Annotated in this window: 21 protein-coding genes and 2 tRNA genes; 2 read left to right on the top strand and 21 right to left on the bottom strand. The window is 44.8% G+C overall.

What is annotated here, in order from left to right; genetic code table 11:
* Positions 1 to 68: 68 nt before the first annotated feature.
* The 6 genes from ftsH to spoIIE all read right to left on the bottom strand — a co-directional run bounded on the left by ftsH (position 69) and on the right by spoIIE (position 8,576).
* On the bottom strand, positions 69 to 2,060 hold the full coding sequence (gene ftsH, locus ACTHRG_RS20700; RefSeq protein WP_076262409.1) for an ATP-dependent zinc metalloprotease FtsH: 1,992 nt from the start codon (positions 2,058 to 2,060) through the stop codon (positions 69 to 71).
* A gap of 142 nt (positions 2,061 to 2,202) precedes the next feature.
* Positions 2,203 to 2,748 (bottom strand): hypoxanthine phosphoribosyltransferase, encoded by a 546-nt coding sequence (hpt, locus tag ACTHRG_RS20695; RefSeq protein ID WP_175609168.1) that lies wholly within the window; start codon positions 2,746 to 2,748, stop codon positions 2,203 to 2,205.
* 23 nt (positions 2,749 to 2,771) lie between these two features.
* Positions 2,772 to 4,160, bottom strand: coding sequence for a tRNA lysidine(34) synthetase TilS (gene tilS, locus ACTHRG_RS20690; protein ID WP_440231882.1), 1,389 nt, complete (start codon positions 4,158 to 4,160; stop codon positions 2,772 to 2,774).
* Between the two features lie 161 nt (positions 4,161 to 4,321).
* A complete protein-coding gene (locus ACTHRG_RS20685) occupies positions 4,322 to 5,299 on the bottom strand; it encodes a serine/threonine protein kinase (protein ID WP_076262405.1) in 978 nt (325 codons plus the stop codon).
* Complete coding sequence (locus ACTHRG_RS20680; RefSeq protein ID WP_061793575.1) at positions 5,268 to 6,005, bottom strand: VWA domain-containing protein; 738 nt, start codon at positions 6,003 to 6,005, stop codon at positions 5,268 to 5,270. The genes ACTHRG_RS20685 and ACTHRG_RS20680 overlap by 32 nt, the downstream gene beginning before the upstream one ends.
* Positions 6,006 to 6,095: 90 nt before the next feature.
* Positions 6,096 to 8,576, bottom strand: coding sequence for a stage II sporulation protein E (spoIIE, locus tag ACTHRG_RS20675; protein WP_076262403.1), 2,481 nt, complete (start codon positions 8,574 to 8,576; stop codon positions 6,096 to 6,098).
* Between the two features lie 356 nt (positions 8,577 to 8,932).
* Here spoIIE and ACTHRG_RS20670 point away from each other — a divergent pair.
* Positions 8,933 to 9,006, top strand: a tRNA-Met gene (locus tag ACTHRG_RS20670).
* A gap of 41 nt (positions 9,007 to 9,047) precedes the next feature.
* Positions 9,048 to 9,119 (top strand) — tRNA-Glu (locus ACTHRG_RS20665).
* A gap of 125 nt (positions 9,120 to 9,244) precedes the next feature.
* Here the strand turns inward: ACTHRG_RS20665 and ACTHRG_RS20660 are convergent.
* The 15 genes from ACTHRG_RS20660 to spoVG form a co-directional block, all read right to left on the bottom strand.
* Entirely contained in the window at positions 9,245 to 9,700 is a 456-nt protein-coding gene (locus tag ACTHRG_RS20660; RefSeq protein WP_076262401.1) for a S1 domain-containing RNA-binding protein, read from the bottom strand.
* Positions 9,701 to 9,783: 83 nt separating this feature from the next.
* A complete protein-coding gene (locus ACTHRG_RS20655) occupies positions 9,784 to 10,194 on the bottom strand; it encodes an FtsB family cell division protein (RefSeq protein ID WP_076262399.1) in 411 nt (136 codons plus the stop codon).
* A 15-nt stretch (positions 10,195 to 10,209) separates the two neighbouring features.
* Positions 10,210 to 10,842, bottom strand: coding sequence for a spore cortex biosynthesis protein YabQ (gene yabQ, locus ACTHRG_RS20650; RefSeq protein ID WP_076262397.1), 633 nt, complete (start codon positions 10,840 to 10,842; stop codon positions 10,210 to 10,212).
* Positions 10,839 to 11,141: a sporulation protein YabP gene (yabP, locus tag ACTHRG_RS20645; protein ID WP_076262395.1), complete on the bottom strand. Its 303-nt coding sequence runs from the start codon at positions 11,139 to 11,141 to the stop codon at positions 10,839 to 10,841. The genes yabQ and yabP overlap by 4 nt, the downstream gene beginning before the upstream one ends.
* A gap of 254 nt (positions 11,142 to 11,395) precedes the next feature.
* On the bottom strand, positions 11,396 to 11,662 hold the full coding sequence (locus ACTHRG_RS20640; protein WP_076262393.1) for an RNA-binding S4 domain-containing protein: 267 nt from the start codon (positions 11,660 to 11,662) through the stop codon (positions 11,396 to 11,398).
* A gap of 17 nt (positions 11,663 to 11,679) precedes the next feature.
* Positions 11,680 to 13,134: a nucleoside triphosphate pyrophosphohydrolase gene (gene mazG / locus ACTHRG_RS20635; RefSeq protein WP_076262391.1), complete on the bottom strand. Its 1,455-nt coding sequence runs from the start codon at positions 13,132 to 13,134 to the stop codon at positions 11,680 to 11,682.
* 8 nt (positions 13,135 to 13,142) lie between these two features.
* Positions 13,143 to 14,750, bottom strand: coding sequence for a putative polysaccharide biosynthesis protein (locus tag ACTHRG_RS20630; RefSeq protein ID WP_440231884.1), 1,608 nt, complete (start codon positions 14,748 to 14,750; stop codon positions 13,143 to 13,145).
* A 533-nt stretch (positions 14,751 to 15,283) separates the two neighbouring features.
* A complete protein-coding gene (gene spoVT, locus ACTHRG_RS20625) occupies positions 15,284 to 15,820 on the bottom strand; it encodes a stage V sporulation protein T (protein ID WP_009336655.1) in 537 nt (178 codons plus the stop codon).
* A gap of 299 nt (positions 15,821 to 16,119) precedes the next feature.
* Entirely contained in the window at positions 16,120 to 19,659 is a 3,540-nt protein-coding gene (mfd, locus tag ACTHRG_RS20620; protein ID WP_440231881.1) for a transcription-repair coupling factor, read from the bottom strand.
* Between the two features lie 425 nt (positions 19,660 to 20,084).
* Positions 20,085 to 20,315: an anti-sigma-F factor Fin family protein gene (locus ACTHRG_RS20615; protein ID WP_048009787.1), complete on the bottom strand. Its 231-nt coding sequence runs from the start codon at positions 20,313 to 20,315 to the stop codon at positions 20,085 to 20,087.
* A 130-nt stretch (positions 20,316 to 20,445) separates the two neighbouring features.
* Positions 20,446 to 21,006, bottom strand: a complete 561-nt coding sequence (gene pth, locus ACTHRG_RS20610) for an aminoacyl-tRNA hydrolase (RefSeq protein ID WP_076262385.1) — start codon at positions 21,004 to 21,006, stop codon at positions 20,446 to 20,448.
* Positions 21,007 to 21,706: 700 nt separating this feature from the next.
* A complete protein-coding gene (locus tag ACTHRG_RS20605) occupies positions 21,707 to 22,357 on the bottom strand; it encodes a 50S ribosomal protein L25/general stress protein Ctc (RefSeq protein ID WP_076262383.1) in 651 nt (216 codons plus the stop codon).
* A 160-nt stretch (positions 22,358 to 22,517) separates the two neighbouring features.
* A complete protein-coding gene (locus ACTHRG_RS20600) occupies positions 22,518 to 23,474 on the bottom strand; it encodes a ribose-phosphate diphosphokinase (protein WP_035332965.1) in 957 nt (318 codons plus the stop codon).
* Positions 23,475 to 23,518: 44 nt separating this feature from the next.
* Positions 23,519 to 24,892, bottom strand: coding sequence for a bifunctional UDP-N-acetylglucosamine diphosphorylase/glucosamine-1-phosphate N-acetyltransferase GlmU (gene glmU, locus ACTHRG_RS20595; protein ID WP_440231880.1), 1,374 nt, complete (start codon positions 24,890 to 24,892; stop codon positions 23,519 to 23,521).
* 272 nt (positions 24,893 to 25,164) lie between these two features.
* Positions 25,165 to 25,455, bottom strand: coding sequence for a septation regulator SpoVG (spoVG, locus tag ACTHRG_RS20590; protein ID WP_009336662.1), 291 nt, complete (start codon positions 25,453 to 25,455; stop codon positions 25,165 to 25,167).
* Positions 25,456 to 25,462 lie beyond the last annotated feature (7 nt).

Here is a 25,462-nt window from a genome sequence, read left to right as displayed (position 1 = left end):
TTCCGGGCGGTCTGGGAATTGATATTTTTCGTCAAAAAAAAAGCGCCCCTGGAGGCGCTTTTCGATTATTATTTGTCTTTGCGTTCTTCGTCGATGGCAGGAGGCACATCCGCTTCTGCGGGGCTTGAGCCTTCCCTGGTTTCAGGGATTTCGCCTGTTTCAGCAGGATCCTCTTTTTTGATGCTGATGTTTACTTTCACATCTTCATCCGTTGAAATGGAAGTTGCTGGACGGTCAGGCAGTCTGCCATGGTCTGATAAGTGCTTGATTTGTTCCGCATCAAGCGTTTCAACTTCAAGCAAAGTATTGGCGATCAGATTCAGCTTATCGCGGTTTTCTGTTAAGAGCTTTCTTGCTCTTTCATAGGATTCCTTGATAATGCGCTGGATCTCAAGATCGATTTCATATGCGATTGCATCTGAATAATTCTGTTCATTATGGAAGTCACGTCCAAGGAATACCTGGCCGCCCTGAGACTGTCCAAACTGCAATGGTCCAAGCTTGTCGCTCATTCCGAATTCGGTTACCATGCGGCGGGCAATGCCTGTCGCACGCTGGAAGTCATTATGGGCACCTGTGCTTACTTCACCAAAGACGATTTCTTCAGCCACACGTCCGCCAAGCAATCCGACAATTTTGTCGAGGAGCTCAGGCTTCGTCTGGAAGTAGCGGTCTTCTTTCGGAAGCATTACTGCATATCCTCCGGCCTGGCCGCGCGGCACGATTGTAACCTTATGAACCATTTCTGCTTCATCAAGCACTAAACCGATGACTGTATGACCTGCTTCATGGAAAGCAACGATGTTTCTTTCTTTTTGGGAAATAACACGGCTCTTCTTGGCTGGTCCCGCAATCACGCGGTCTGTTGCTTCATCGATATCTTCCATATCGACTTTTTTCTTATTGCGGCGGGCAGCTACAAGCGCTGCTTCATTCAATAGATTTTCAAGGTCTGCACCCGAGAATCCAGGAGTACGCATCGCAATGCTCTTTAAGTTAACCGACTCATCTAAAGGCTTGTTGCGGGCATGCACTTTAAGCACCGCTTCACGGCCTTTAACATCCGGGCGATCAACCGTAATCTGTCTGTCAAAACGTCCCGGACGCAATAATGCCGGGTCAAGAATATCCGGACGGTTAGTGGCAGCAATGATGATAATTCCTTCATTTGCTCCAAATCCATCCATTTCAACAAGAAGCTGGTTTAGGGTCTGCTCGCGTTCATCATGTCCGCCCCCAAGGCCGGCACCACGCTGACGCCCTACAGCATCAATTTCATCGATAAAAATAATACATGGTGCGTTCTTTTTCGCATTTTCGAATAAGTCGCGGACACGGGAAGCACCCACACCGACGAACATTTCAACGAAGTCAGAACCGCTTATAGAGAAGAACGGAACGCCCGCTTCACCGGCAGCTGCCCGTGCAAGCAAGGTTTTACCTGTTCCCGGAGGTCCCACAAGAAGAACCCCTTTGGGAATTCTGGCTCCCAATTCAGCAAACTTGCGCGGGTCTTTAAGGAATTCAACGACCTCAACAAGCTCCTGCTTTTCTTCATCGGCGCCTGCAACATCTTTAAAGCGCACTTTCTTTTTGCTTTCATCATACAGCTTGGCTTTGCTTTTGCCGAAGTTCATCACACGGCTGCCTCCGCCCTGCGCCTGGTTCAGCAGGAAGAAGAATAGTATGAAGATGATGATGAAAGGAATGATTGACGTAAAGAATGTAACCCAGCCGCTTGTTTCTTTAGCCGGCATAACATCGACATCCGATGTCTGGGCTAATTGATCCACACGGTCAAGGATATTATCATTGTTCATGATATAAGTCAGGAAGTATTTGCCTTCCTCATATCCCTCAAGCTGACCCCGTACTTCAAAAACACCTCTCTCAGGCTGAAGGGAAATAGACGTGATATCGCCGCTTTCCAAGTGATCAACAAATTTATTATAAGAGATGTGCTCCGTTGGTTCATTGTTGCCGTTAAAGAAGCTGACAACTCCAATAATGACTAAAAATATTAATAAATAAAAGATGGTATTCCGGAAGATCCGATTCATCCCTTACCTCCTCCCACGGTAAACAAACTATAGTGTATAGTATCATAGAAAATTGTGCCAATACAAGGAATTAGACTTCTTAAAACCGGGTGATTCTTGTTTCAGTAAAGGGCTTTAATCCAAGATCATACTTAGGATTTCCTTAATCGTTATTGCTGTATACTTCCGGCTTAAGCACTCCAATATATGGAAGGTTGCGGTACTTTTCCGCATAATCAAGGCCATAGCCGACTACGAACTCATCAGGAACTATAAATCCTACATAATCAGCTTTGATATCAGCCTTTCTTCCAGTTGGCTTGTCAAGCAGTGTTACAATCTTAATGCTTTTCGCTTTTCTGTAGCGGAAAAGCTCAACCAGGTAGCTGAGTGTCAAACCGCTGTCAATGATATCTTCAATGATCAGAATATCTCTGCCTTCAACAGAAGTATCAAGGTCTTTCAGAATTTTTACTTCTCCTGAAGATACCATGGAATTTCCATAGCTCGATACATCCATGAAATCCATCTCAAGATATGTATCCACACGCTTTAAAAGGTCGCTCATGAAAGGCATTGCCCCTTTTAAAACTCCAATGGCAAGCGGGAATCGGTCCTGGTATTCTTCAGTAAGTTCGGCAGCAAGGGATTTAATCTTATCCTGCAGCTCCTCTTCTGAAATCAGTACTTTTTCAATGTCATTTTTCATCATTTAATGTGCCCCCTAGAAGATCATTGCTTTATGTATTTTAAAATAATATAGCTGGTGCAGGATTGCTGCTGCCTATCATCATGCGATTTCTTCAAACCAGGCACCCATAGGATCCTGCCTTGTGCATCTGTCACGATTGGCCAGGTTTTCCGATCATGCAGCGGAATTTTATGATCGATGAAAATGTCCTTAATCTTCCGCGACCCCTGCATTCCTTTAAGCGTCATGCGGTCTCCCTTTTCTCTTGTCCTGATAATGATTGGAAAAGAAACACTCTCCCTGTCTATTGCCAGGGTATCATTATTTAGAATTCCATCAGGACAGTCAGCATATTCAAGGATAATCGATCCGCCGTTTGGGAGTTTAATGCTTGCAGGTTTGAAGATTTCATATCGATAGGATTGTACAGGTTCCTTCGGGAATAAAAAGTGGCATTGCCGGTAGGAGCGTACAATATGTAAACCGCCTGGAAAATCTAAATTTCCCGATGGATGAGGACTTTTCATTAAGGAAAAAATACTCTCTATATGAGATGCCGCTAACGATGCCGGCCTTTCCTTATAAAGATAGTTTAATATTAGTTGAATCCCTCTTCTTTGTAAAGGCATTGGCATTGCCTCAAAAGCATCGATATCCACACTAATTTCCTCATTGGCATTCTTTTTCATTACTGTATTCATTTTATGGACGGTTAATTCCTGCAGATATGCTTCATCACTTTGCAAATCTTCACTAAATCTTTGAAAATGCTCATGCACCTGAGGGTTTTCTTTTCTCAGGAATGGGAGCACTTCCTGCCTGAAACGGTTGCGGCTGTATATGCCTTTTTCATTGCTTGGATCCCGCCTGGGGTTCAGGCATTCTTTCAGGCAGAAGCTTTCGATTTCAGCTCTATTCAAGCACAGGAAAGGGCGGATGATCGTATAATCGCCAAATGGACGCTTGAAGGGGATCCCTGCTCTTGCGCTGCCGGCGCTTCCCCTTGTGAGACGCATTAAGATGGTTTCAACCTGATCGTCGCCATGATGTCCAAGCGCTATATAGTCTGCCCCATATTTCTCGGCTGTTCTTTGAAAGAAGCTGTAGCGGCAATCCCTGGCAGCGGTCTGTGAACTCTTCCCGGACTTCTCCATATACTCAGGCACATTCACTCTTTCCATTTCAAACGGAATGGCTTTGTCCCTGCAGTAATCCTTCACAAACATGGCGTCCTGAAGGGATTCTTCGCCTCTGAACATATGATCGACATGTGCGGCAATTACTTCTGTCTGATAATGCCGCTGCCTGCTCCAAAAATAATGGAGCAGGGCGATGGAATCCGGCCCTCCTGATACACCGATTACTATTTTTTTGTTTTTTAAATCTAATCCCTTTTTCTTAAGGAAAGCACTCACTTTCTCTTCGAGCATAGGCTTCTTCCTTATCCAAATTAAATATATTTACTACTACCCCTGCAAAGGGCAGCATAATCCTTCCTATAGAAAAGCATATCATTATTAAAGGGTAAATATCAAAAGGGATTAAGCTTATAATACGGATCAACGAAAAGAAAGTTTCATTTATTTCATTTTCAAAGCAGCTGCCCATAAATATATAAGAAATATAGCAGGCTTACAATAAGGGTAATCAGCAGGGTTTCAAAGAAGCTCCCTTTCTTTTTTTTCTGCCTTTGTCTGTGCCTGCTGGCAGGCTGAGGGCTGGCGGTTTGTCCGGAATTCCTGCTTACCGTCGTCCTTTGCGCCGGATTTGCACGTGTGAGCTGGAGCATATCGTTTCTCATTTCACCGGCTGAGCTATAATGGCCCTGCAATGCATTCAGAATAACATCCTCGTATTTAAGCAGTTCTTTCTTTTGGCGGATCATCATTTTTAGCTGTTTAAGGTCACCTGTTGTCTTGGCAAACCTTTTTGGATAGGCCGTATTGATTAAAATCATAGCTGCAGCAAAGAGATCATAGGCTGGATCAGCCTTTCTGGTGCCGAGCCCCCAATAGCCGCGATCATAAAACTCGGTAAATTCCTTTATTGCCCTGCCCTGAATGGTGGTGCCGCCCACATCAATGGTGCGTATTTTCGATGGAGGGCCTGTTACAATCAAATTATCCGGCTTTAAATCACCGAACACCCAGCCCGCTTTATGCAATGCATCCAGATCATTCAGGAGCTGTACAATTAATACACCAGTCCAGGATGGCCCCTTCTGCTGTATGAATGTCAGCAAATCAGGACCCTGTATATATTCCATTACATAGAATGAAACCTTACCGCTCCTTCGTTCCCAATCATCGACATCAAGCAAAGAAGGCCCGAGGGCAGAGCCTTGGACCTTTGCAAAGGATTTAAGGACGTTCACCTCGGACGTGATGGACATCCCGTTATCACTCATTTTCAAAGCAACCTGCTGATTTTGGTTTTTGGCGAGATACACAATCCCATTAGCACCATACCCCAATTCTTTAATAATGGTATATCGGCTGCGGTGCCACTTTCCTTCAATCACAGTACCAGGGCTTACTTTACACTGACTCTTCAAAGAATGATTCATCATCACGGGAAAGCAGACTCCTTAATGAACGTTTTTTCTTGAAATGGTTTAGTGCCTCATGAATGGCCGGGCCTGTTGGCGTAATTCCGCCTGTTGTCAATTTCGAGAATATGCTGGTGAGCGATTCAAGATTCGGTGTCCAATCCAGCAATTTTTCGACATCTTTCTTTTTCCCGGGAAATACGAATACAGAAAATCGGTTATCACCAGAGCGGGCATTAAGGCTTAAGGACAGATCCAGCAGGGCTTCCTTAACGGTCGGGAGCTTATGTTTCATGCTTGCACTGGTATCCACGAGGACCAGCACTTCAAGCTCGACCGTCTCACCCAATTCATCTACGACCTCCATCACTTCGCCGCGCTGATCAGGCGGGAGGTCCTCCATCGTTTTCGAACCGCCCAGAATCTGCTGGAGCTCTTTGTTCACCACTCCCTGAAGGGTCTGAGTCATGGCTTTTCTTGTCACCATCTGTACCGTCTGGGAAAGCTGCTGAGAGTAGACTACCTGACTGACTCCGCCTCCTGACATGGCGATTCCTTCAATTTCGTTCATTCCCTGTTCATCAATGACATCCTGCTCCATGACTCCGATTACATTCACGGTTATTCCCTGCTCCTTGGCGAGTGCCGCCATGGCAATGGGATCTTCACCCTGATTTGAACAGCCATCCGTTATCAGTAAAATCTGCTTCAGTGTTCCTGTTTTCATTTGAAACTCCCCTCCACATATGAGTTGTTAGCATTTTCGACTGTTTGGAGAGGAAATATACATATAAACGCATCATGATGAGCAAATTAATCAGTTGGCTTTTTGGCGGATGGCATGCACAGGGATGCTTGTCCATTTCGGTGTATTGTGCTTAACCTTGGAGACCACAACCGTCATATCATCCTCTATATTTCCGGACCTTGACCTGATCACCTCTTCCATAATGAGATCGGCCACTTCCTGAGGATCGTCCGTCTTCAGCTCGGATATTTTGCGCTTCATCCACAAATCAAAGTTCTCCACATGCTTCGGCCCTTCAAACACGCCATCACTCATCATGATCAATAAATCACCGGCTTTAAGCTGCTCACTGACCACATCGACATCAAATTCTTGAATGATGCCCATCGGGAGGTTGCTTGCCTGAATTTTCATTACCTTAGGACCTCTTTTTACGAAGCTTGGAGTTGATCCAATTTTCAAAAATTTTGCGTCGGCATTCTGCAGATCAATCATGGCCAGATCCAATGTGGAGAAAATTTCGTCTGTGGTCCGTAAAGAAAGAACGGAATTGACGGATTTAATCGCAACCTGCTCTTCAATGCCCGATTGAAGAATTTTTTGCAGAAGCTGAAGTGTTTCCTGGCTTTCTGCGTGGGCCCTTTCCCCGTTGCCCATTCCATCACTGATGGCAATCGCATACTTTCCGCAGCCCAGCTCGATGGTGGAATAACTGTCCCCAGACACTAAGCCCCCGTCCTTCGCTGCATGTGCAACACCTGTTTCAACCACGAAAGCCTTGGCTGACCGGAAAGTTACATGGCAGTATCCATTCGGAAACGCGGCACATTCCTCTGAATTTACTAATATCGTTTCTCCCAAAATATCAGATAGCATCGGTGCAATGAGCTTTTCACATTCCCCATGTCCCTGGCAGTATGGGATGGTCATATCAATGTCGACATTTCCCTGCTCCAGGCTGTAGATTTCCACCTGCTCGATATGAATGCCAAACTCCTGAAGCGCTTCAAGGATCTGTTCTTCCTGTTTATGATGATTTTCCCGCTCTCTCTGAATTTCCTTGGCAAAGTCACCCATCACCTCCGAAACACCCTTAAGCTGGTCGGCTACCAGCCTCCTGCTTTCCTGAACCTGTTTCTTCAGTTTTTGGTTCGCTTTATAATAAGTCAGCTCCTGCTGAACGGCTTCTGTCACTTTTTTCGATCTTGTGCAGTACTTTTCCCAATCCCTCGCAAGCTTTGGAGAAAGGGCACCTTCGTTATTGTCCACATCATGCATAATATCCATCATATAGTCATAGGTTGTATTAAAGTTCTTTGACCAGCAGTGATCCTTCTTAAAGCAGGTCTGACAGGTTTTTTCCGTTACATTGCTTAAGAAATAATCCACTTCCCTGTCACTGTCTTCTTCCCATTGGGACGGTTCATCATGGGAGGAAAAGCTTTTGGAAAGAGCCTGAAAGACGCTCGAAAACTGGGCAACGCGCTGTGCCGTCACATCACGCATTTTTCTCATATATTGCTGTTGCTCAGCGGCATATTCAGGCGTTCCCGGGACTTGCTTAGCCAATTTCATTGTAAGTGCCTGCGGTGTCAGTAAAAATAAGAGAATGGCCGCACCTGTTTCTGACAGAGTTTTCATGAGGTTTCCGCTGCCCTCTCCATACATGCCCATCAGGAGTGTCGCAACCAGCAGGCCGAATGCCACTCCAACCTTCCTGCCTTCTTTCAAAAGGCCTCCTAAAAGGCCCGCAAAAGCAAGCAGACTCATATGATAAAAGCTCGATATATTCGCAAGGGAGAAGATCAGGCCGGTTACCACCCCTACTGTAGAACCGACTGTAGCTCCTGCCACAAAGGCGAAGAGCAGGACAAGGTAGCGTGACATAATATGCTCGACCGAAAGATCATAGACCGTCCAGCCGATGGTTCCCGTCATGACAGAAGCCAGCATAATGATCAGGCAGACGATTTCTTCGGTTTTCAGTGATTGTCTGCGTTTATTTATAGAAAGCAGCGGCAGTCCCTGCAGAAAAATAAGTGTCAGGATGAAGCCAAGGCTCGACTCGACTCCGGCCATCATGCCATCATATAAAGTCAGCTGCCCCTTCATAATGAAGGCCTCCAGGAGCTTGCCTGCCAGGAGAGTGAAAAATACATAAAAAGGCAGTGCCCTGATTTCATTAGACAGCCATTTCTTTGAGACCCGGAAAGCGAATAAAAAGATAAAGGTGATTCCAAAAGCGGATACCGCATTGGATATGGATAATGTGGCGGCTCCTGCCATTAATCCCACCAGTGCCAGGGGCGCCTTATCTCTTCGTATGAAATAAACCGCTGCAAAAAACGGAAGGCTAAATGGGGTAAGCTTCGCCAATATCAAGGCTCTTCCAAGCAAAAAGCCAATGATCAGCAGAACATAGCCTTTTTTCAGAAAGAAATTCTCCAGCCCTGATTGGAGCTTTTTTAAGCCTTTGGCAATATCCAGTTTCGGTTTGTTGAAGGGCACTTCCCCGATCGGCTCCATTACATTCCTTTCTACCTTTTCCATTAAACTACACTCCCCATATTTTTATCGTTGCTGACAATTATAAAATCAAGCGCTCCAGAAGTTTGTCAAAATAGCGGACAAGCCCCGGCTTTTCGTTCGACGGTTTTCCACTATATATGGGGATAGATAACAAGATTTAAAATGGAGCTTCCTGAGGTTCAGCTTAGTTCTGACAAAAAAAGTAAACAAACCGTTGGAATGACAGCTTTCTGCGAAAAGCGAAGCATGGAAGAAATTGACGAAGAGGCAAGTGAGAGTTACGACATATTTCTTTTAATATCTTATTGACTTCCTTTTTAAAAATTTGTATTATAAATCTTGTGCTTCAGAGCACATCTAGTAATCTATTGAAATTTGGCGGTGTAGCTCAGCTGGCTAGAGCGTACGGTTCATACCCGTGAGGTCGGGGGTTCGATCCCCTCCGCCGCTATCAGAGAAATGCGGAAGCGCGTTGCCTAAATTTATTATCCCGGCCCGTTGGTCAAGCGGTTAAGACACCGCCCTTTCACGGCGGTAACACGGGTTCGAATCCCGTACGGGTCATTTCAAAAGAGCGTCAGCCTTAGGCTGGCGTTTTTTTGATGGCTGAATTTGCGTTAAACAGCATAAAAAAACAAGCCCAACCGGACTTGTTTTTCATCCTGCTATATAGATCGATCAGCAGCAAGTTAGCCTCGCTTAGCTCCTCTTCCTCCGCGCTTGGATTCAGTATGGCGTTTTAGCGATGACAGACGATCTTCGCTGTCCTTCAGGAAACGGGCCATTTTGGCTTCAAAGTTTTCTTTAGGGCGATGGTCGTTTGGTCGATTATGGCGAGGGCGGCCAGAATTGGAATTCGGTCTGAATTCTTTTCTGTCTCCTCTTTCAGGTCTTTCAGAACGCTCAGGCCGGTCTTTTGCCTTTTTGATGGATAATCCAATCTTGCCGTCCTTTTCGACATTAATGACTTTCACTTCAACCATGTCACCCACTTTTAGGTGCTCATTAATATCTTTTACATACTTGTCAGCGACTTCACTTATGTGCACCAGACCGGTTGAGCCTTCCGGCAGCTCCACAAATGCTCCGAAATTTGTAATGCCTGTGACCTTTCCTGTTAACTTGCTGCCTGCTTCGATTGACATTAAAAAAACTGCCTCCTTGAAAGATTTAAAGTGAAACTTTTTATATATTATACAGAAACCAAAAAAAAAGTGTCAATATAGCGTCAGTCGGCCTTTTTTTCTTTCTTTTTTTCTTTTTCTGTCTCTTCTTCAGGGAGGTTGAAAATGATTTCGTTATTGTCAGATAGGAAATAATCTTTGCGGGCAAGCTTCGCGATATACTCATCATCATTCAGCTTAACAATTTCTTCCTCGAGCATAACTTCTTTTTTCTTCAGGTCAGAAAGCTCCTGATCCAGCCTGGTTTTCTCTTCCACTTTTTCTTCCAGAGCAGCAGACTGCGAAACGAGTGTTGTGATCATAAAGAATGAAACGACGGCTGCCAGTGTGAAAAATGCTGCTAATCTGCGAAATAATAGCTTTTTCTTCCGGCCGGCACTGATCTCTGCTGCTTCCTGCTGTTTGACATAGCTTGTTTCCATTTTGGCTACATTTTTCTTCTTGGTGACACTCATTTCCGCACTCCCTCCTTACTCTTTAGGTTTTTTCCACTTAGCTGTCCATTTTAAAACATAATTCTTTATCCGCTGTAAATATCCTGCCAATTTATTATATAACTTCTCGACTGTTTTTTTAATCTTTTTCGGCAAAAGTTTCCACAAAAGTGACAAAATCCATTTGACAGGCAGAAATACGATCTTCAATGTGAACCAAAAGACTCGAAGAATGACTTTTAAAAGGGAATAAAGTCCTTTTCCAAGCATGACAGCAATCGCAATTAACGCCATAATCAGACCCTGGATGGGTTTATAGACGAGCAAAGTTAAGGTCTTCACGAAAAAGCGGTATATGGAGATCGCCATTCGGATGGATATCTCCAATACCCGCAGATACATTTTCTTAAATAAACTTTGATAAGCGGCAAACCCGCACAGCAAAGCAATGAAAATATAAAACCTCAGTTCACCCTTATTCACCAGGAATAAAATATAGAAGATTGCCAGACCCTGTACGATCCAAAAAAGAATATCATTAATGAAAACAAGCCAGCTTTTCCGCTTCGTCCTTTGCAGGAAACGATTATACGTATCAAGGGCAGCCCCAAATACACTTCCCATGCCAATCATCGCCAGCATGGTCACAAATTGAGTGGTCAGTGTCATCGGAACAACTTGCTAAAGAAACCTTTAGCTTTATCTCCATTCTGATCATCAATATAAACAAGGTCAAATACCTTCCCTTTGATGGAAACAATTCCCTTATCCACATCCAGATTCTTCATCTGCAGATTCTGCCCTCTAATCGCAAGGAACCCCATCACCGTCTCCAGCAAAAACTCTTCATTATCAAAGCTTTCCACCTGTTTAACACCCGTAATATCAATCAGCCTTCTGCCTCTCATAATAACATCATGTTCCTGAGCATTGGTTTTGTTTGAATTTGACTCATAATATTGACTCATTATTCATCCCCCGCAATCACATAGTACAACCTTTTTGTACATGTTTATGAATGGGGGGATTAAAATAGAACAAGCCATCAAGAAAAGCGCAAGGCGCCCGCCTTTCGGCGACAAGCATAAGACGAGCCGGCTGAAAGGTTGTTCTTTAACCTTTTAGACGGATACCTCGAGACGATGGCGCCTGGAGCTAGACAGTTATCGAAGTTCAATGATATAGATTCTGATAATATAAAAAAAGCGGGAGTTCATAAGCCTTATGCTTCTGATTCCACTTTTTCTTCCTTTACAATCGAGTACATGCCGGCTGCTTCTTCCTTGCGGGTCGTTTCCTGCAGGCGTTCCACCTTGACCGTTACCAGCTTCTGGCCGAAGCGGACTTGAAGTTCATCTCCCACTTTAACCGTGGAGCTTGCTTTTGCCTGCTGTCCGTTTATCGTGATCCTTCCCTGATCGGAGACCTCTTTTGCCAATGTTCTTCTTTTGATAAGTCTTGATACTTTTAAAAATTTATCTAATCTCATGTAACGCCACTCCTCTATTAATAGCCTTTTGATTTTGCCTCATTCCAGAATTCATCGAGCTGTTCGAGCGTAAAGTCTTCAAATTTTCTGCCGCTCATCATTACCCGTTCTTCCAAATACTTAAAACGGCGGATGAATTTTTCATTTGTTTTTCTCACAGCTTCTTCGGCATCGATTTTATAAAAACGTGCAATATTCACAAGAGCGAACAGGATATCGCCAAATTCCGGCTCCATCTCCGGGCTGAAGTCCGCGGCTTCCTTCTCGAATTCGGCAATCTCTTCTTTTACCTTCTCCCAGGCAGGCTCAACTTCCTTCCAGTCAAAGCCGACTTTTGCTGCTTTCTTCTGAATTTCAGCTGCTCTCATTAAGTTCGGGAATGATTTCGGGACAGAATCCATCTTGGATTCCTGTTTTTCACCCTTTTCTTCCTGCTTAATGCTCTGCCAATTTTTCAGGACATCTTCTTCATTTTCTGCCTGCACATCTCCAAAGACATGGGGATGACGGCGGACCATTTTTTCGGAAAGGCCTTCAATCACATCATCGATGGCAAAATAGCCTTCATCCTCGCCGATTTGAGCATGAAGCAGCACCTGGAGAAGGACATCGCCCAGTTCTTCCGTCATATGCTCGCTATCTTCATTATCAATCGCTTCAATCAGCTCATAGGCTTCTTCGATTAAATATTTCTTTAATGATTCATGGGTTTGCTTTTTATCCCATGGGCAGCCGTTTGGTCCGCGCAATTCAGCGATAATGCTGCGCAGTTTAGAAAAGTCTTTATAGAGGACAGCCTCATCTTTTACAGGGGGCACATAAACGGAAGTTAAATTATTCAGCTCCATATTATGATCCATTTCATGCAGCTGCACCTTTTTGATCACTTCTTCGCTGCTTCCAGCAGCTGTTACAATATAAACCTCGTAATCGTAAGGGAGCTTTTCCATCAATGTCAGCTTGACGTCACTCGCAATAAACTGGTCATAAACCTGTCCAATGATGACGTGCTGTGCGACCTGAATCTCATCCCTTTTCAGATCGGTTCCATCGAGAAGCTGAAAACCTTCGATGGGATCGATCTTCAAAGCCTGAAATAGTGGATCCAGGAAGCTTTGTCCTCCTCCAATGATAATCTCAATGCCTCTCTGCGGCGCACGCTCTATGAGAAGCTGCACCGTACGCTCCGCAACAAGCGGATGCCCTGGAACTCCATATGTAATCTCTTTGGCAAGAGCTTCATTCAGGAGAAATTCACAAATCTCCTCATATACTTCTTCAAACTGCTCATGCTTTTCGTAGATATGATCAAAAGACTGATACGTCAGCCCTTCTTGTTCGAGATCACGCAGAACCGGATGCTCTCTAGTCCGCAGGTAAAGAGCCCCTGTATTTGTAAGCTGTCGATATACGCCAAAAGGAAGCTGATCCAGATCTCCTGCTCCAAGTCCGAGAATGGTTATTTTTTTCATAAAGCGATTCATCTCCTAGTCTTTTTGGGAAGCAAGAACATAAGTTTGCTTCCAAGCGGCAGCAAAGCAAGCTCTTCCTCTTTAAAAGTATTGCCTTTAAACATGATATACAAATACGTAAAGCCTCCGAGCGCTACACCGCTCAATGCCTGGAATCCGGAAAACATTCTGCCCGGTTCCGGGATGGGCAGCAGTGCTGTGGCGTGCAGGTACAGCTGCAGAACAACTGACATCATAAGTGCTGCGAATCCAGCCGCAAATAGAAAGCGCAGTGAAATCAATGAAATTTTCAAGTATACCTGAAGCTTTGCTATAAGAAGCATGAGGACGGCCGTAAGAGCTATGCATGATGCCACGGCTGCACCGATTGTGCCGTATGATGGCACCAATAGCGTATTCAGGACGAGTTTTGCCGCAAATCCAAGCAGAATGGCTCCTGCCGGGAAAAAGATGAACCCAAGTCCCTGTAAAATGCCGGTAATGGTGATGATCAGGCTGCTCAGCAAAATCAGCAGACTGAGAATCGCCAGGACATCCGATCCTGATGAGTTTTCAAACAGCATAATATTTGCAGGCTTTATGATATTCCAGAGCCCAACGGTTGCGGCAGCTCCAACCAGAATGCCGATTTGAAGGGCAAGTCTGATTTTACTATAAAGGAATGCGGGCTGATTTCTCATTTTTTCTTTGGAAATGAGCGGCACCAGCGACAGGGACATGGATGTTGCCACAACAATGCCCAGCTGGACAATAGGCTGTCCGCGGTCATACACGCCTTTTAGCGCCTTGGCCTCTTCCCCTTCAATTCCGGATGCCAAGAGGAGCGAGTATAGATTAAACGAATCTGCCAGCTGAATGAAAATAAGCACCAGACTGCTGATGCAGATAGCAAATCCCTGTATGATAATCGTTTTGGCCAGCTTGCCGCCTTGTTTAAAATCAATTGAAATGGCGGACGGCAGGCTATTTCTTTTTTTAATATAAAAAAAGGTAATCAAAATCAGGACGGCGATGACTCCCCCGGTAACAGCCCCGAACATGGCCCCGCCTCCCACCATGTAGAGAGAATTTCCTCCCTTAACCAGCAGATAAGCGGCAAGCAGGATCGTAACAACCCTGACAAGCTGTTCTCCTACCTGGGAAACCGCGGTTGGAACCATGTCCCCTTTCCCTTGAAAATACCCCCGGAAAAGAGACAGGACTGGAAAAATAAGAAACACAGCTGCTACCACTCTGAGCAGAATTGCCAGCTGCGGATCGCCCATCCTGACTGCCAGCCATTCTGAACCCCAGTACAGGGTGGAAAACCCGATAAAACCTATTATGAATAGAACAAAGGCAGATACAGCAAATAAATTTTGAATATCCTGCTCTTTCTTTAAAGCAGCCTGTTCGGCATAAAGTTTAGAAATAATGACCGGAAACCCGTATGTAGATAACACAATGATGATTCCATAGAACGGATAAACCTGCTGATATATATAAAACCCCACATCCCCGACAATATTCTGAAAGGGGACCCGGTAAATTGCGCTTAAAATTTTTGTGATCAGGGCAGCGACCGTCAGGATAAACGCACCTCTAAACAAATCGCCGGATGTCTGAACGGGCCTCAGGTTGCCCATCTCCTTCCAATTGAATTCGAAAGTATTATAGCATATTGGGGCTTTGTGCGGGATTTTTCGGTTGTGCGCGGATGCTTCTTTGTGCACTGTGACACTGAGTTTACACGCCAAGAACAAAAGCACAAGCGCCTTGCTCACGAATGAACGCAGACTAAGAACGCCACGTCCTGTGGCAACGTCTGCATGACCCCCATCCTGGGGGACTCAAGCACAAGACGAGCTGCACGGAAAGGTGTCCTTTACCTTTCTGGGCAGATTGCCCGAAATGTGGAGGCGACTGCTTAGGGACGACAGGCATAAGACGGTTCCTGTAAGAAGGTGTATTCCCTTCTGGAAGGAAACGGCTTATGATCCCGAGTCCCTAGGAGCCGAAACAAGACAAGCTTGTGACCTCGAGGGGGTAGGCGCTGGAGCTAGACGTAGATAAACTTATGCACAAAGTTATAAACATGCGGCGATTTTATAGCTTCCTAAACAAAGAAAAAAGGCAGCATTCCGCTACCCCTTTCATTAAGTATTCATTTTTATGATTCCATTTGTCTGGCCAGGAAGCCGGCTGCTGTTTCAACTGCTTTTTGTTCCACGTCGCCAAGTGAATCCTCTTTTGCAAAAATGATAACTGCACCAATTGGGTCGCCGTTTGCAATGATAGGGCCAATTGTATAAGCAGAGGAAGATTCAGTATTCCCGTCCACCAGCGAAATATCGCCTGACTGGTTTACCAGAACTGAACTGCGTTCTTCCATTGTTTTTTCAACAAGATCGCTTATATTCTTGTTTAAATAGTCCTTTTTTGAACCGCCTGCAACAGCAATGTAAGTATCTCTGTCACAGATTAACACTGGATTTCCCAGGCTGTCATATAATGCTTCTGCATATTCTTTTGCAAAATCGCTCAGTTCACTGATTGGTGAATATTTCTTTAAGATGACTTCTCCATCACGATCTACGAAAATCTCCAGCGGGTCCCCCTCACGAATACGCAATGTTCTGCGGATTTCTTTAGGAATGACTACACGACCCAAATCATCGATACGACGAACTATACCTGTTGCTTTCATCCAACGTTGCCTCACTTTCATCTGATGATTTTTAGAAAAGAGGAAGCGCCTTGTCGCACTTACTCTTTCCTCTTCTGGCTATGATCCATAATTGGGAGAAAATGAATGCATCGCCATGTTTGAACTTAGTATCTTTCATATGGAAAGTTATATACGTGCACAAAAACTTTTTCTCGTAGATGTTATTCATTCCATTTCCGGATAAACATTCCAAATGGTCCTTCACTTAAAAATACCCTCATCAGAATGAGTTAAACATTACTAATGTTTCATTTTATTGACAGGGCTGTGTCCACGAATTACGCAGTTGGATGTTCTTGTTCCTTTTTCGCTTCCTGCATTCCTTTAATCACTTCGTACGCAATGTTGAGCCATTCATTTGTTTTGACGCCTTTAATATGGAGGACTGCTTTCAGCTTCTTCCCATCCATGCCCAGGCCGATCATCCGGCCGTATTTGCTGGTGATCTGGAAAATTTTCTGGCCGTCTATATGTTCGCTGGCCTTTTCGGATAAAAGAATCAGCACTTCCTGTTTGGATTGCTTCACTGTCTCGACTCCTGCCAGTTCACCATAAGCCTTCATTTCGGCAATCTGGAATAAGTAGCCTACCTCATCCGGATATTCGCCAAAACGGTCGATCATTTCATCCTGAAGCTCTTCTACATCTTCAAGAGAGGAAATGCCGCGGAATCGCTTATACATTTCAATTTTCTGATGGCCATCAGACAAGTAGAAATCAGGAATATAGGCATCAACATCCAGATCGATTTCAATTTTAGCCGGCTTTTCCTCGATGCCATCCAGCTTATCTTTCCGTTCTTCAATCGCTTCTTTCAGCATTTGCGAATACAGATCAAAACCGACGGAGTCGATAAATCCATGCTGTTCGGCTCCAAGCAGATTGCCGGCACCCCTGATGGATAAATCCCGCATGGCAATCTTGAACCCTGAACCGAGCTCCGTAAATTCCTTTATGGCCTGAAGCCGCTTTTCAGCTACTTCTGTTAATACTTTATCTTTTCGATACGTAAAATACGCGTAGGCAACCCTGTTGGAACGGCCAACCCGGCCCCTGAGCTGATAAAGCTGGGACAGACCCATTTTGTCTGCATCATGGACAATCAGCGTGTTGACATTTGGAATATCTACGCCTGTTTCAATAATCGTTGTGCTGACGAGTACATCGGCCTCGCCTTCAAGGAAGCTTAACATAACAGATTCTAACTCATTTTCCGTCATTTTCCCATGGGCATATGTTACCCTTGCATCTGGAACCAGCATGGATATTTCCTCGGCTTTTCGTTCTATATCCTCCACCCGGTTATATAGAAAATAGACCTGTCCATCCCTCGCCAGTTCTCTTTCAATGGCTTCACGAACCAGTGCACCGTTGTATTCCATCACATAGGTCTGAACCGGGAATCGGTTTTCAGGCGGTGTTTCAATAACTGAAAGGTCCCGAACGCCAAGCATTGACATATGAAGGGTTCTCGGGATTGGCGTGGCTGTCAGAGTAAGGACATCCACATTGGTCTTAAGCTGCTTGATCTTTTCTTTATGTGTCACGCCAAAGCGCTGCTCTTCATCAATAATGAGCAGGCCTAAATCTCTATACTGGATATCCTTCGATAAAATCCGGTGTGTGCCGACAACTACGTCAATAGTCCCTGCCTTTAAGCCCTTAAGCGTTTCAGTCTGCTGCTTTTTTGTTCTGAATCGGCTTAATAGCCCAATTTCAATCGGATAATCCTGGAATCGTTCTCTCATCGTTTCATAATGCTGCTGAGCCAGGATCGTCGTCGGAACGAGGATGGCAACCTGTTTTCCATCTGCAATCGCCTTAAACGCTGCACGAATGGCCACTTCTGTTTTCCCGTAGCCCACATCTCCGCATAATAAGCGGTCCATCGGGCGCTCCCTCTCCATATCCTTCTTAATTTCATGGATGGAGCGGATCTGGTCCTCTGTTTCCTGGTAAGGGAAGGCCGCTTCAAACTCTCTTTGCATATCCCCATCCGGATTGAAGGCAAATCCTTTTGATGCCTCGCGCTCTGCATAAAGCTTGATCAGATCATCTGCAATATCCTGAACAGATGATTGAACCTTCTTCTTAACCCTCTTCCAGTCGTTTCCGCCCAGCTTATAAATTTTAGGCTCTTTTGCTTCGGAGCCGACATATTTCTGGACAAGATCAATCTGCTCCACCGGCACATACAGCTTGTCGCTGCCCTGGTAGCGGATATGGAGATAATCTTTATGGACTCCATTAATCTCAAGGGTTTCAATCCCCAGGTATTTTCCGATCCCGTGATTGACGTGAACGACATAGTCCCCAACCTTCAGTTCGGAATAGCTTTTGATTCTTTCCGCATTTGAAAGCTTTTGCCTGCGGGCCTTCTTTTTCGTCCGTTTGTTAAAAAGCTCTTCTTCCGTAATAACGGCCAGCTTTTGCCCTGGAAGCTCAAAGCCGGTCTGCAGACTGCCCTCTGTAATTTGGATTTTCCCTGTTAAAACCGGGTCCTTCTCACTCACAAACGCCGCTTCAATCTCGTAGTCTTCAAGCACTCTCTGCAGCTTTTTGATCCGCTCTTCATCAGGGCCCAGGAATACGACCGAATATCTGCCTTTTTTCCATCTGTCCAGCTCGCTTTTCAGCACATGCATCTGTCCATGGAAATTCTGCATCTGTTTACAGGTGACATTAATGATGTTTTGCGGGTTGGTATTCGGTACATGTCTCAGGAACAGAGACATATACGTGATCGGATGCCTGGAGCGGTGCAGAAACTCTTTTAAGGTGTGGGATACCTTCACATCATGAATGATCTGGCCCTCGCCTAAGAGACTTGTATACCACTCAGCCTCCTCCTTATCAAGGGAGTCGTTCATTTCCTGAACACGGCTGATTTCATCAATGAAAATTAAGCCATTGGCAGGGAGATAGTCTACTAAACTACTTCCTTCCTCAAAGGCAAACGAAAGGTATTTAAAAAGCTGTTCAGGCTTGTTCCCCATTCGCAGCTGTTCTAATTCATAGCCAACATTCTGGGCAAGCTGCGTTTTCGCTTTATCGTCTTTCAATTTTTTCAGGCTTGATCCCAGGCCTTTTTCCAGTTTTTCAATTATGGTCTCGAAGTGCTTTGAATCAAGAGGGATTTCAGTTGCCGGGCCAATTGAAATCTCGGTTAGTTTTTCTTTTGATCTCTGATCCTCCAAAGAAAAGGTCCGGATCGAATCCACTTCCGTATCAAACAGCTCAATCCTTACCGGGTCTGCTTCAGTCAGTGGATAGATATCAATGATTCCGCCCCTGACACTGAATTCTCCTGGCGAAGAAACCATCTCAGAACGGACATAGCCCATCTGAACAAATCTTTTTAATTGATCATCAGTCAAATCATCGCCTATTTTTAAAGACAGCTGGTATTGTGTCCAGTGGTTTGGAGGCGGAAGAATTTTTCTTAGCCCGGCCATCGGGACGATCATGATACCTGTCTTATGTGTACTCCAATAATTTAAAGCCTCAATCCGCTGGGCCTTTAACTCGGGGCTTGCAATCCCCATTTCAGCTGCGATCAATTCATTGGCAGGATACAAAAACACTTCTGATTCTCCTGCCAGATTGACGATATCATCATATAGCTTCTGTGCCTGCAGAAGGTTGTGCGTTACAACAAGCATCGGCCTTCCCGATTGCTCATATATGGAAGACAAAAACAAGGTGCGTGCCGATCCTGATAAACCGGCAAGCATCTGCTCCCTCAGTCCTTCCTCAATGCCAGACAAGATGGAACTTACATCATCCTGCCGGCTAATAATCTCTTTAAGACCAAACATGAAAGCCCCTCCTATAAGAAAAGCGTAAGCGCCTTGCCCACCCCCGACTCCTCGAGGGGGTAGGCGCTGGAGCTAGACAGTTCTCGAAGTTAAAAGTTATATTTTCTTATCTTTTTAGAAAAGCGCAAGCTCCTTGATCACCCCCGACTCCTCGAGGGGGGCAGGCGCTGGAGCCAGACAGTTCTCGATATTCAAAAATTCATTTATTTTTAAAAAGCGCTCCGGCAGTTTAACCGCCAAAAGGCAGATGTCATTCCAGGCCCCATTGAGCCAGAGAACTGACAGTCTGCAAAATCCATTTTCCTATCATTAATCTTACTAAATAAAATAAGGATCCAACAAGAAACTATAGAACGGTTTCTATTAAATTTGATGATGCCTCAAAACAGAAATAGAAAAACGCTTTGGATTGCCTCCAAAGCTTGTTAATGAATAATAAAGTCCTGCTGATGATAATCCGGATTGCGTTCAAGTGATTCCTGGCAATCCTCACAGATCGCTCTTACATGCATATCTCCTGATTGATCATACGAGATCATCTCCTGGCGTTCCTGATCGTTTAGCTTATGGAAGCCAAGCTGCTCTGAGTAAACAGAGCTGTTCTCTATTGAACCAATCTTTGTTCCGCAATGACGGCAATGATAATGAATAGCCATGCCTGTCCCTCCCGTTAAACTGTCCATATATCCTAGTATGGACTCCGGGCAGGGAACTTATTCACGCATCCGGCGCTGCCGCCAAAGGTGAGATACATTATTCTATGAAAAGATTAATAAAATATGAAGATTATTGGTTAAAATCGTTCATAACCTGTAAAAATGGTTTTCTGAACCATTCCTCACAGGCATCTGCACACTTTTTAGCCGTTTCGTCCATGATGGCCTGTTCTTCTTTCGTGAAGCGGCCGAGCACATAGTCCGGCACCTTCATGCCGCTTGGCGGACGGTCGATCCCCACTCGGATTCTGTTAAACTCCTGTGTTCCCATATGTGCGATGGTCGATTTGATTCCATTGTGGCCGCCGGCGCTCCCTTTTTGGCGGAGCCGAATCTTGCCCACTGGAAGATCCAGATCATCATAGATGACTACAAGTTCATCATCATTAATCTCGAAATAATCCATAACAGCCCGGATGGACTCTCCGGATAAATTCATATATGTAAGAGGCTTAAGCAAAAAGACTTTTTCCCCGTTCACATACCCTGTGCCAAATACGCCTTTCAGCTTGGCCTGATTCAGAGGAATATTCAGCCGGTCCGACAAAACATCAATCACATCAAAGCCAATATTGTGCCTCGTTTTATCATACTGCTTGCCGGGATTCCCCAGCCCTACAATTAATTTCATTTTCTCACCCCATATTAGAAAAGCGCAGGTGAGCCCGCGAATTATCGGGCGTGTGCGCTGACATAATCTATTCTCTTTTTTATTATAGTAGAAAGTGTGTGGTTCGGTAAGAAGATTCTGGTTGGAGGTTGCCTGTTCTGACTCTGCGGGTTCTTTTTTTCGGTCTCTCTGTCCGAAGTTGGGTCAGGTTCGGACTCTGCGGGCGCGTTTCCTGCTTTTTGTGTTCGAAGTTGGACCAGGTTCTGACTCTAACCACACTTTTCCCGCTTTTTGTGTCTGAAGTTGGGCCAGGTTCCGACTCTAACAACCCGTTTCCCGCTTTTTGTGTCTGAAGTTGGGCCAGGTTCTGACTCTAACCACACTTTTCCCGCTTTTTGTGTCTGAAGTTGAACCAGGTTCTGACTCTAACAACCCGTTTCCCGCTTTTTGTGTCAGAAGTTGGACCAGGTTCCGACTCTAACCACTCGTTTCCTGCTTTTTGTGTCAGAAGTTGAACCAGGTTCCGACTCTAACCACACTTTTCCCGCTTTTTGTGTCCGAAGTTGAGCCAGGTTCCGACTCTAACCACTCGTTTCCCGCTTCCTCTGTCCAAAGCTGCCCCAGGCTGTGAAAAGCCGTGCAAATGCAAGCTCATTTCAAACCCAAGCAAACAGGGGCTTGCCATAATGCAAAGCCCCTGTAAGAATAGCGTCTCCCGAGCTTATTCTTCGCCTGATTTATCTTCATCTGCTGTTGTTTCTCTGCCTTCTTCATTTTCAGGTGTTCCCGCTTCCTGTTCTTCACCGCTGTTGATTTCTTCTTCCTGTCTTGGAGGAAGGATGGAAGCAATAACCGTGTCTTCTTCATTGTTTATTTCATAGCCGCGATTTGCTTTGATATCGGCGACTGTCAGGGTCTCATTTACCTGGAGGTTCGTTACATCCACTTCAACAGAGGATGGAATATTATTTGGTGTCGCTGTGACTGAGACTTCATGCATAGATTGCTGCATCACGCCTCCATCTTTCACACCTGCTGCATCTCCAGTTAAGACGACGCGTACATCTGCCGTCATTTCCTTGTTCATGTCTACCGCAAGAAAGTCGGCATGGACAATTGCATTTCTAATCGGATTAGATTGGTAGTCACTAAGCACCACTTCATGCTTGCTTCCATCCACATCCAATGAAAATACGCCATTTCTGCCTACTTCCTTTATCGTCTTCAGAAAATCGGCTTCGCTTAAGTAGATTGATTTGCTTTGCAGCTTTGAACCATACACAACGGCCGGAATATTCCCTTCCTTGCGCAGTGAAGTTAAGTTAGAGTTGCGTGAACCTTTTCTTTCTTTTGCCTGCAATACAGCTGTCATAAAAACGTCCCCTTCCTCATTTTAAAAATAGTCTTGTCTATATAAAAAAATGCCCTAAAACGAGGAAGTCTAAACGTTTTTGTTTTTTACAGATTTATTATTTTCAGAAAGAACGTAAATCAGGCTTGCTTTGCAGCAAGCCTGGGCAGTTATTTTATAATCAATCAAACAGAGTGCTGACAGATTGCTCTTCATGAACGCGGATGATCGCTTCACCGATTAGCGGTGCTACGGAAAGTTCGACAATCTTGTCTGTTTTCTTCTCTTCTGGAAGAGTGATTGAGTTTGTCACAACCAATTCTTTGATGGTTGAGTTTTCAATTCTTTCGATGGCAGGTCCGGATAGAACCGGGTGTGTACAGCATGCATACACTTCTGATGCACCGTTTTCGATCAGGGCATTTGCTGCTAATGTAATCGTTCCGGCAGTATCAATGATATCGTCGATTAAGATGGCCGTTTTTCCATCGATGTTCCCTACAATGTTCATGACTTCAGCCACATTTGGTCTTGGACGGCGCTTGTCAATGATGGCAATCGGCGCTTTTAAGCGATCAGCCATTTTACGCGCACGTGTTACACCGCCGTGGTCAGGTGACACGATTACGATGTCGCCATCCATCATTTTGTTCTTAAAGTAATCAGAAAGGATTGGTACACCCATTAAATGGTCGATAGGAATATCGAAGAATCCTTGAATTTGCGGCGCATGCAGGTCAAGTGTAATCACACGGGTTGCACCAGCAGTTTCCAAAAGGTTTGCTGCAAGCTTAGCTGTAATCGGCTCACGCGCTCTTGCTTTACGGTCCTGGCGGGCATAGCCATAGTAAGGCATTACGATGTTGATGGTCTTGGCAGATGCACGCTTAAGAGCATCAATCATGATCAAAAGCTCCATTAAATGCTCATTGACAGGAGAGCTCGTAGACTGGATCACATACACATCGCATCCACGGATGCTTTCTTCAATGTTAATTTGGATTTCGCCGTCGCTGAAGCGCGTTACGGAACATTTACCAAGCTCCACACCAATCACATTGGCGATTTCTGCAGCCAGCTTGCGGTTTGAATTTAAACTGAACACCTTTAAATTTGGATCTAAATACTGGTTTGACATTTTGGGCCTCCATCGATTTATTTCTAACAAATAGAAAGTTCGGTTTATTTCTTAATGTTTAAGTTTTGCGTGTAGTTTTCCTTGTTCACCTGGCGTGCGCGGGCAATTGATAGGGCTTCTCCCGGCACATCTTCAGTAATCGTCGAGCCTGCTGCTACATATGCACCTTCCCCAATCGTTACCGGTGCCACGAGATTGGAGTTGCATCCAATGAATACACCATCTTCGATTTTGGTCAGGTACTTATTTTTGCCGTCATAGTTAACAGTGATTGAGCCGCAGCCCAGGTTAACATCCTTGCCTACTTCTGCATCGCCAATATAGCTCAGGTGAGAGGCTTTGCTTCCTTTTCCGAAAACAGACTTCTTCACTTCAACAAAGTTGCCGATTTTCACTTCATCATGAATATCTGATTGCGGACGAATGTGAGCAAACGGCCCAATATTCACTTGTGAACCGATATGGCTGTCATGTGCTGCAGACTGGCGGATCACTGTGCCTTCTCCAATATGGCAATCAGAAATCTCCGTATTTGGTCCGATCACACACTCAGAACCAATGATGGTATTACCGGAAATGATGGTTCCAGGGTAAAGAACTGTATCAGAGCCAATTTTCACATCCGCACCAATATATGTGTTTGACGGATCGATAATGGTCACGCCGTTACGCATATGTTCTTCATTAATCCGCTGTTTCATGAATGATTCTGCCTGGGATAAGGCTACCCGGTCATTGACACCCAGAGTCTCGCCAAAATCAGCTGTCTGGTAGGCCGTAACGACCTCCCCTTCATTTTTCAGAATCTCAATTACATCCGGAAGGTAATATTCACCCTGCACATTATCATTTGTTACTTTGTTCAAGGCTTCAAACAAAGCCTTATTATCAAAGCAATAAGTCCCAGTATTGATTTCTTTTATCTTGCGTTCATCGTCAGAAGCATCTTTCTGTTCAACGATTTTTTCAACCATCCCCATGTCATTGCGGATCACGCGTCCATATCCGAATGGGTTTTCCGCATGAGCTGTTAAAATAGTCGCTTTGGCAGAAAGCTCTTCATGATGCTTAAAAAGTGCTTCCATCGTTTCATGCCTGATGAGCGGTGTATCTCCGCAGACTACGATGGTCACACCCTCTTTGCCTTCAAGCATTTCGCGGGCCTGCATAACCGCATGTGCGGTGCCCAGCTGCTCCTCCTGAAGAGCATATTTGCTGCTTGAGCCAAGCTGCTGCTCCACCATTTCTGCTCCGTGCCCAGTAATCGTGACAATTTCTTTTATGTTAAGCTTTGTAACTTGATCAACGACATGTTGAACCATCGGTTTGCCGCATACAGGGTGAAGTACTTTGTAAAGCTTTGACTTCATTCTTGTTCCCTGGCCTGCGGCTAAAATAACCGCGTATCGATTAGACATTTACAGGCCTCCATTTTAACCTTTTTATCCATAACGAATATATCTTAAATGGGCTCTTATTTCAAGAATTGATGACAAAGTACAAATAATTGTCATTACCATAAACGGTATTTTTTGAAGAAATGGTTTATTTTTATTATAGAAAGGGTAATGGACAGAAAGAAAAAAGCCCTAAGCACCGCCATTAACTAGGGGTCTTAGAGCTTGATTTTCCCACAGCTGAAATAAAAAAGAGCCTTACTTATGAAGTAGGCCCTTGTTGATTTATTTTCTTAGGAAGCACCGGCTTCTTCAAATTCCACTTCTAATTCACCTAAACGGTGGTACTCGGCTAATACAGCCTCCTGGATTTTACCTCGCGTTCCTGAATTGATTGGGTGCGCGATATCTCTGAACTCCCCATCCGGAGTACGTTTGCTGGGCATGGCTACAAATAAGCCATTATTTCCATCAATCACACGAATATCATGAACAACAAATTCATGATCCAGCGTAATAGATGCAATTGCCCTCATACGTCCATCCGTATTAACGCGGCGTAATCTTACGTCTGTCACTTCCATTCTGTTC

Source organism: Cytobacillus sp. SAFR-174 (assembly GCF_051964675.1).
In the GTDB taxonomy this organism is placed as follows: domain Bacteria; phylum Bacillota; class Bacilli; order Bacillales; family Cytobacillaceae; genus Cytobacillus.
Note: the sequence above shows the minus strand (reverse complement) of the source record. Positions and strands in the feature narration are given on the sequence as shown.

What these genes read in the sequence shown, in the direction of transcription:
- spoIIE (WP_076262403.1), bottom strand. Translation starts at nt 8,576, where the DNA reads ATGGAAAAGGTAGAAAGGAATGTAATGGAGCCGATCGGGGAAGTGCCC.
- ACTHRG_RS20660 (WP_076262401.1), bottom strand. Translation starts at nt 9,700, where the DNA reads ATGTCAATCGAAGCAGGCAGCAAGTTAACAGGAAAGGTCACAGGCATT.
- yabP (WP_076262395.1), bottom strand. Translation starts at nt 11,141, where the DNA reads ATGAGTCAATATTATGAGTCAAATTCAAACAAAACCAATGCTCAGGAA.
- hpt (WP_175609168.1), bottom strand. Translation starts at nt 2,748, where the DNA reads ATGAAAAATGACATTGAAAAAGTACTGATTTCAGAAGAGGAGCTGCAG.
- ACTHRG_RS20655 (WP_076262399.1), bottom strand. Translation starts at nt 10,194, where the DNA reads ATGAGTGTCACCAAGAAGAAAAATGTAGCCAAAATGGAAACAAGCTAT.
- pth (WP_076262385.1), bottom strand. Translation starts at nt 21,006, where the DNA reads ATGAAATTAATTGTAGGGCTGGGGAATCCCGGCAAGCAGTATGATAAA.
- ACTHRG_RS20640 (WP_076262393.1), bottom strand. Translation starts at nt 11,662, where the DNA reads ATGAGATTAGATAAATTTTTAAAAGTATCAAGACTTATCAAAAGAAGA.
- mazG (WP_076262391.1), bottom strand. Translation starts at nt 13,134, where the DNA reads ATGAAAAAAATAACCATTCTCGGACTTGGAGCAGGAGATCTGGATCAG.
- ACTHRG_RS20680 (WP_061793575.1), bottom strand. Translation starts at nt 6,005, where the DNA reads ATGAAAACAGGAACACTGAAGCAGATTTTACTGATAACGGATGGCTGT.
- spoVT (WP_009336655.1), bottom strand. Translation starts at nt 15,820, where the DNA reads ATGAAAGCAACAGGTATAGTTCGTCGTATCGATGATTTGGGTCGTGTA.
- spoVG (WP_009336662.1), bottom strand. Translation starts at nt 25,455, where the DNA reads ATGGAAGTGACAGACGTAAGATTACGCCGCGTTAATACGGATGGACGT.
- ftsH (WP_076262409.1), bottom strand. Translation starts at nt 2,060, where the DNA reads ATGAATCGGATCTTCCGGAATACCATCTTTTATTTATTAATATTTTTA.
- ACTHRG_RS20685 (WP_076262405.1), bottom strand. Translation starts at nt 5,299, where the DNA reads ATGATGAATCATTCTTTGAAGAGTCAGTGTAAAGTAAGCCCTGGTACT.
- ACTHRG_RS20615 (WP_048009787.1), bottom strand. Translation starts at nt 20,315, where the DNA reads ATGGCTATTCATTATCATTGCCGTCATTGCGGAACAAAGATTGGTTCA.
- glmU (WP_440231880.1), bottom strand. Translation starts at nt 24,892, where the DNA reads ATGTCTAATCGATACGCGGTTATTTTAGCCGCAGGCCAGGGAACAAGA.
- ACTHRG_RS20605 (WP_076262383.1), bottom strand. Translation starts at nt 22,357, where the DNA reads ATGACAGCTGTATTGCAGGCAAAAGAAAGAAAAGGTTCACGCAACTCT.
- mfd (WP_440231881.1), bottom strand. Translation starts at nt 19,659, where the DNA reads ATGTTTGGTCTTAAAGAGATTATTAGCCGGCAGGATGATGTAAGTTCC.
- ACTHRG_RS20600 (WP_035332965.1), bottom strand. Translation starts at nt 23,474, where the DNA reads ATGTCAAACCAGTATTTAGATCCAAATTTAAAGGTGTTCAGTTTAAAT.
- yabQ (WP_076262397.1), bottom strand. Translation starts at nt 10,842, where the DNA reads ATGACACTGACCACTCAATTTGTGACCATGCTGGCGATGATTGGCATG.
- tilS (WP_440231882.1), bottom strand. Translation starts at nt 4,160, where the DNA reads ATGCTCGAAGAGAAAGTGAGTGCTTTCCTTAAGAAAAAGGGATTAGAT.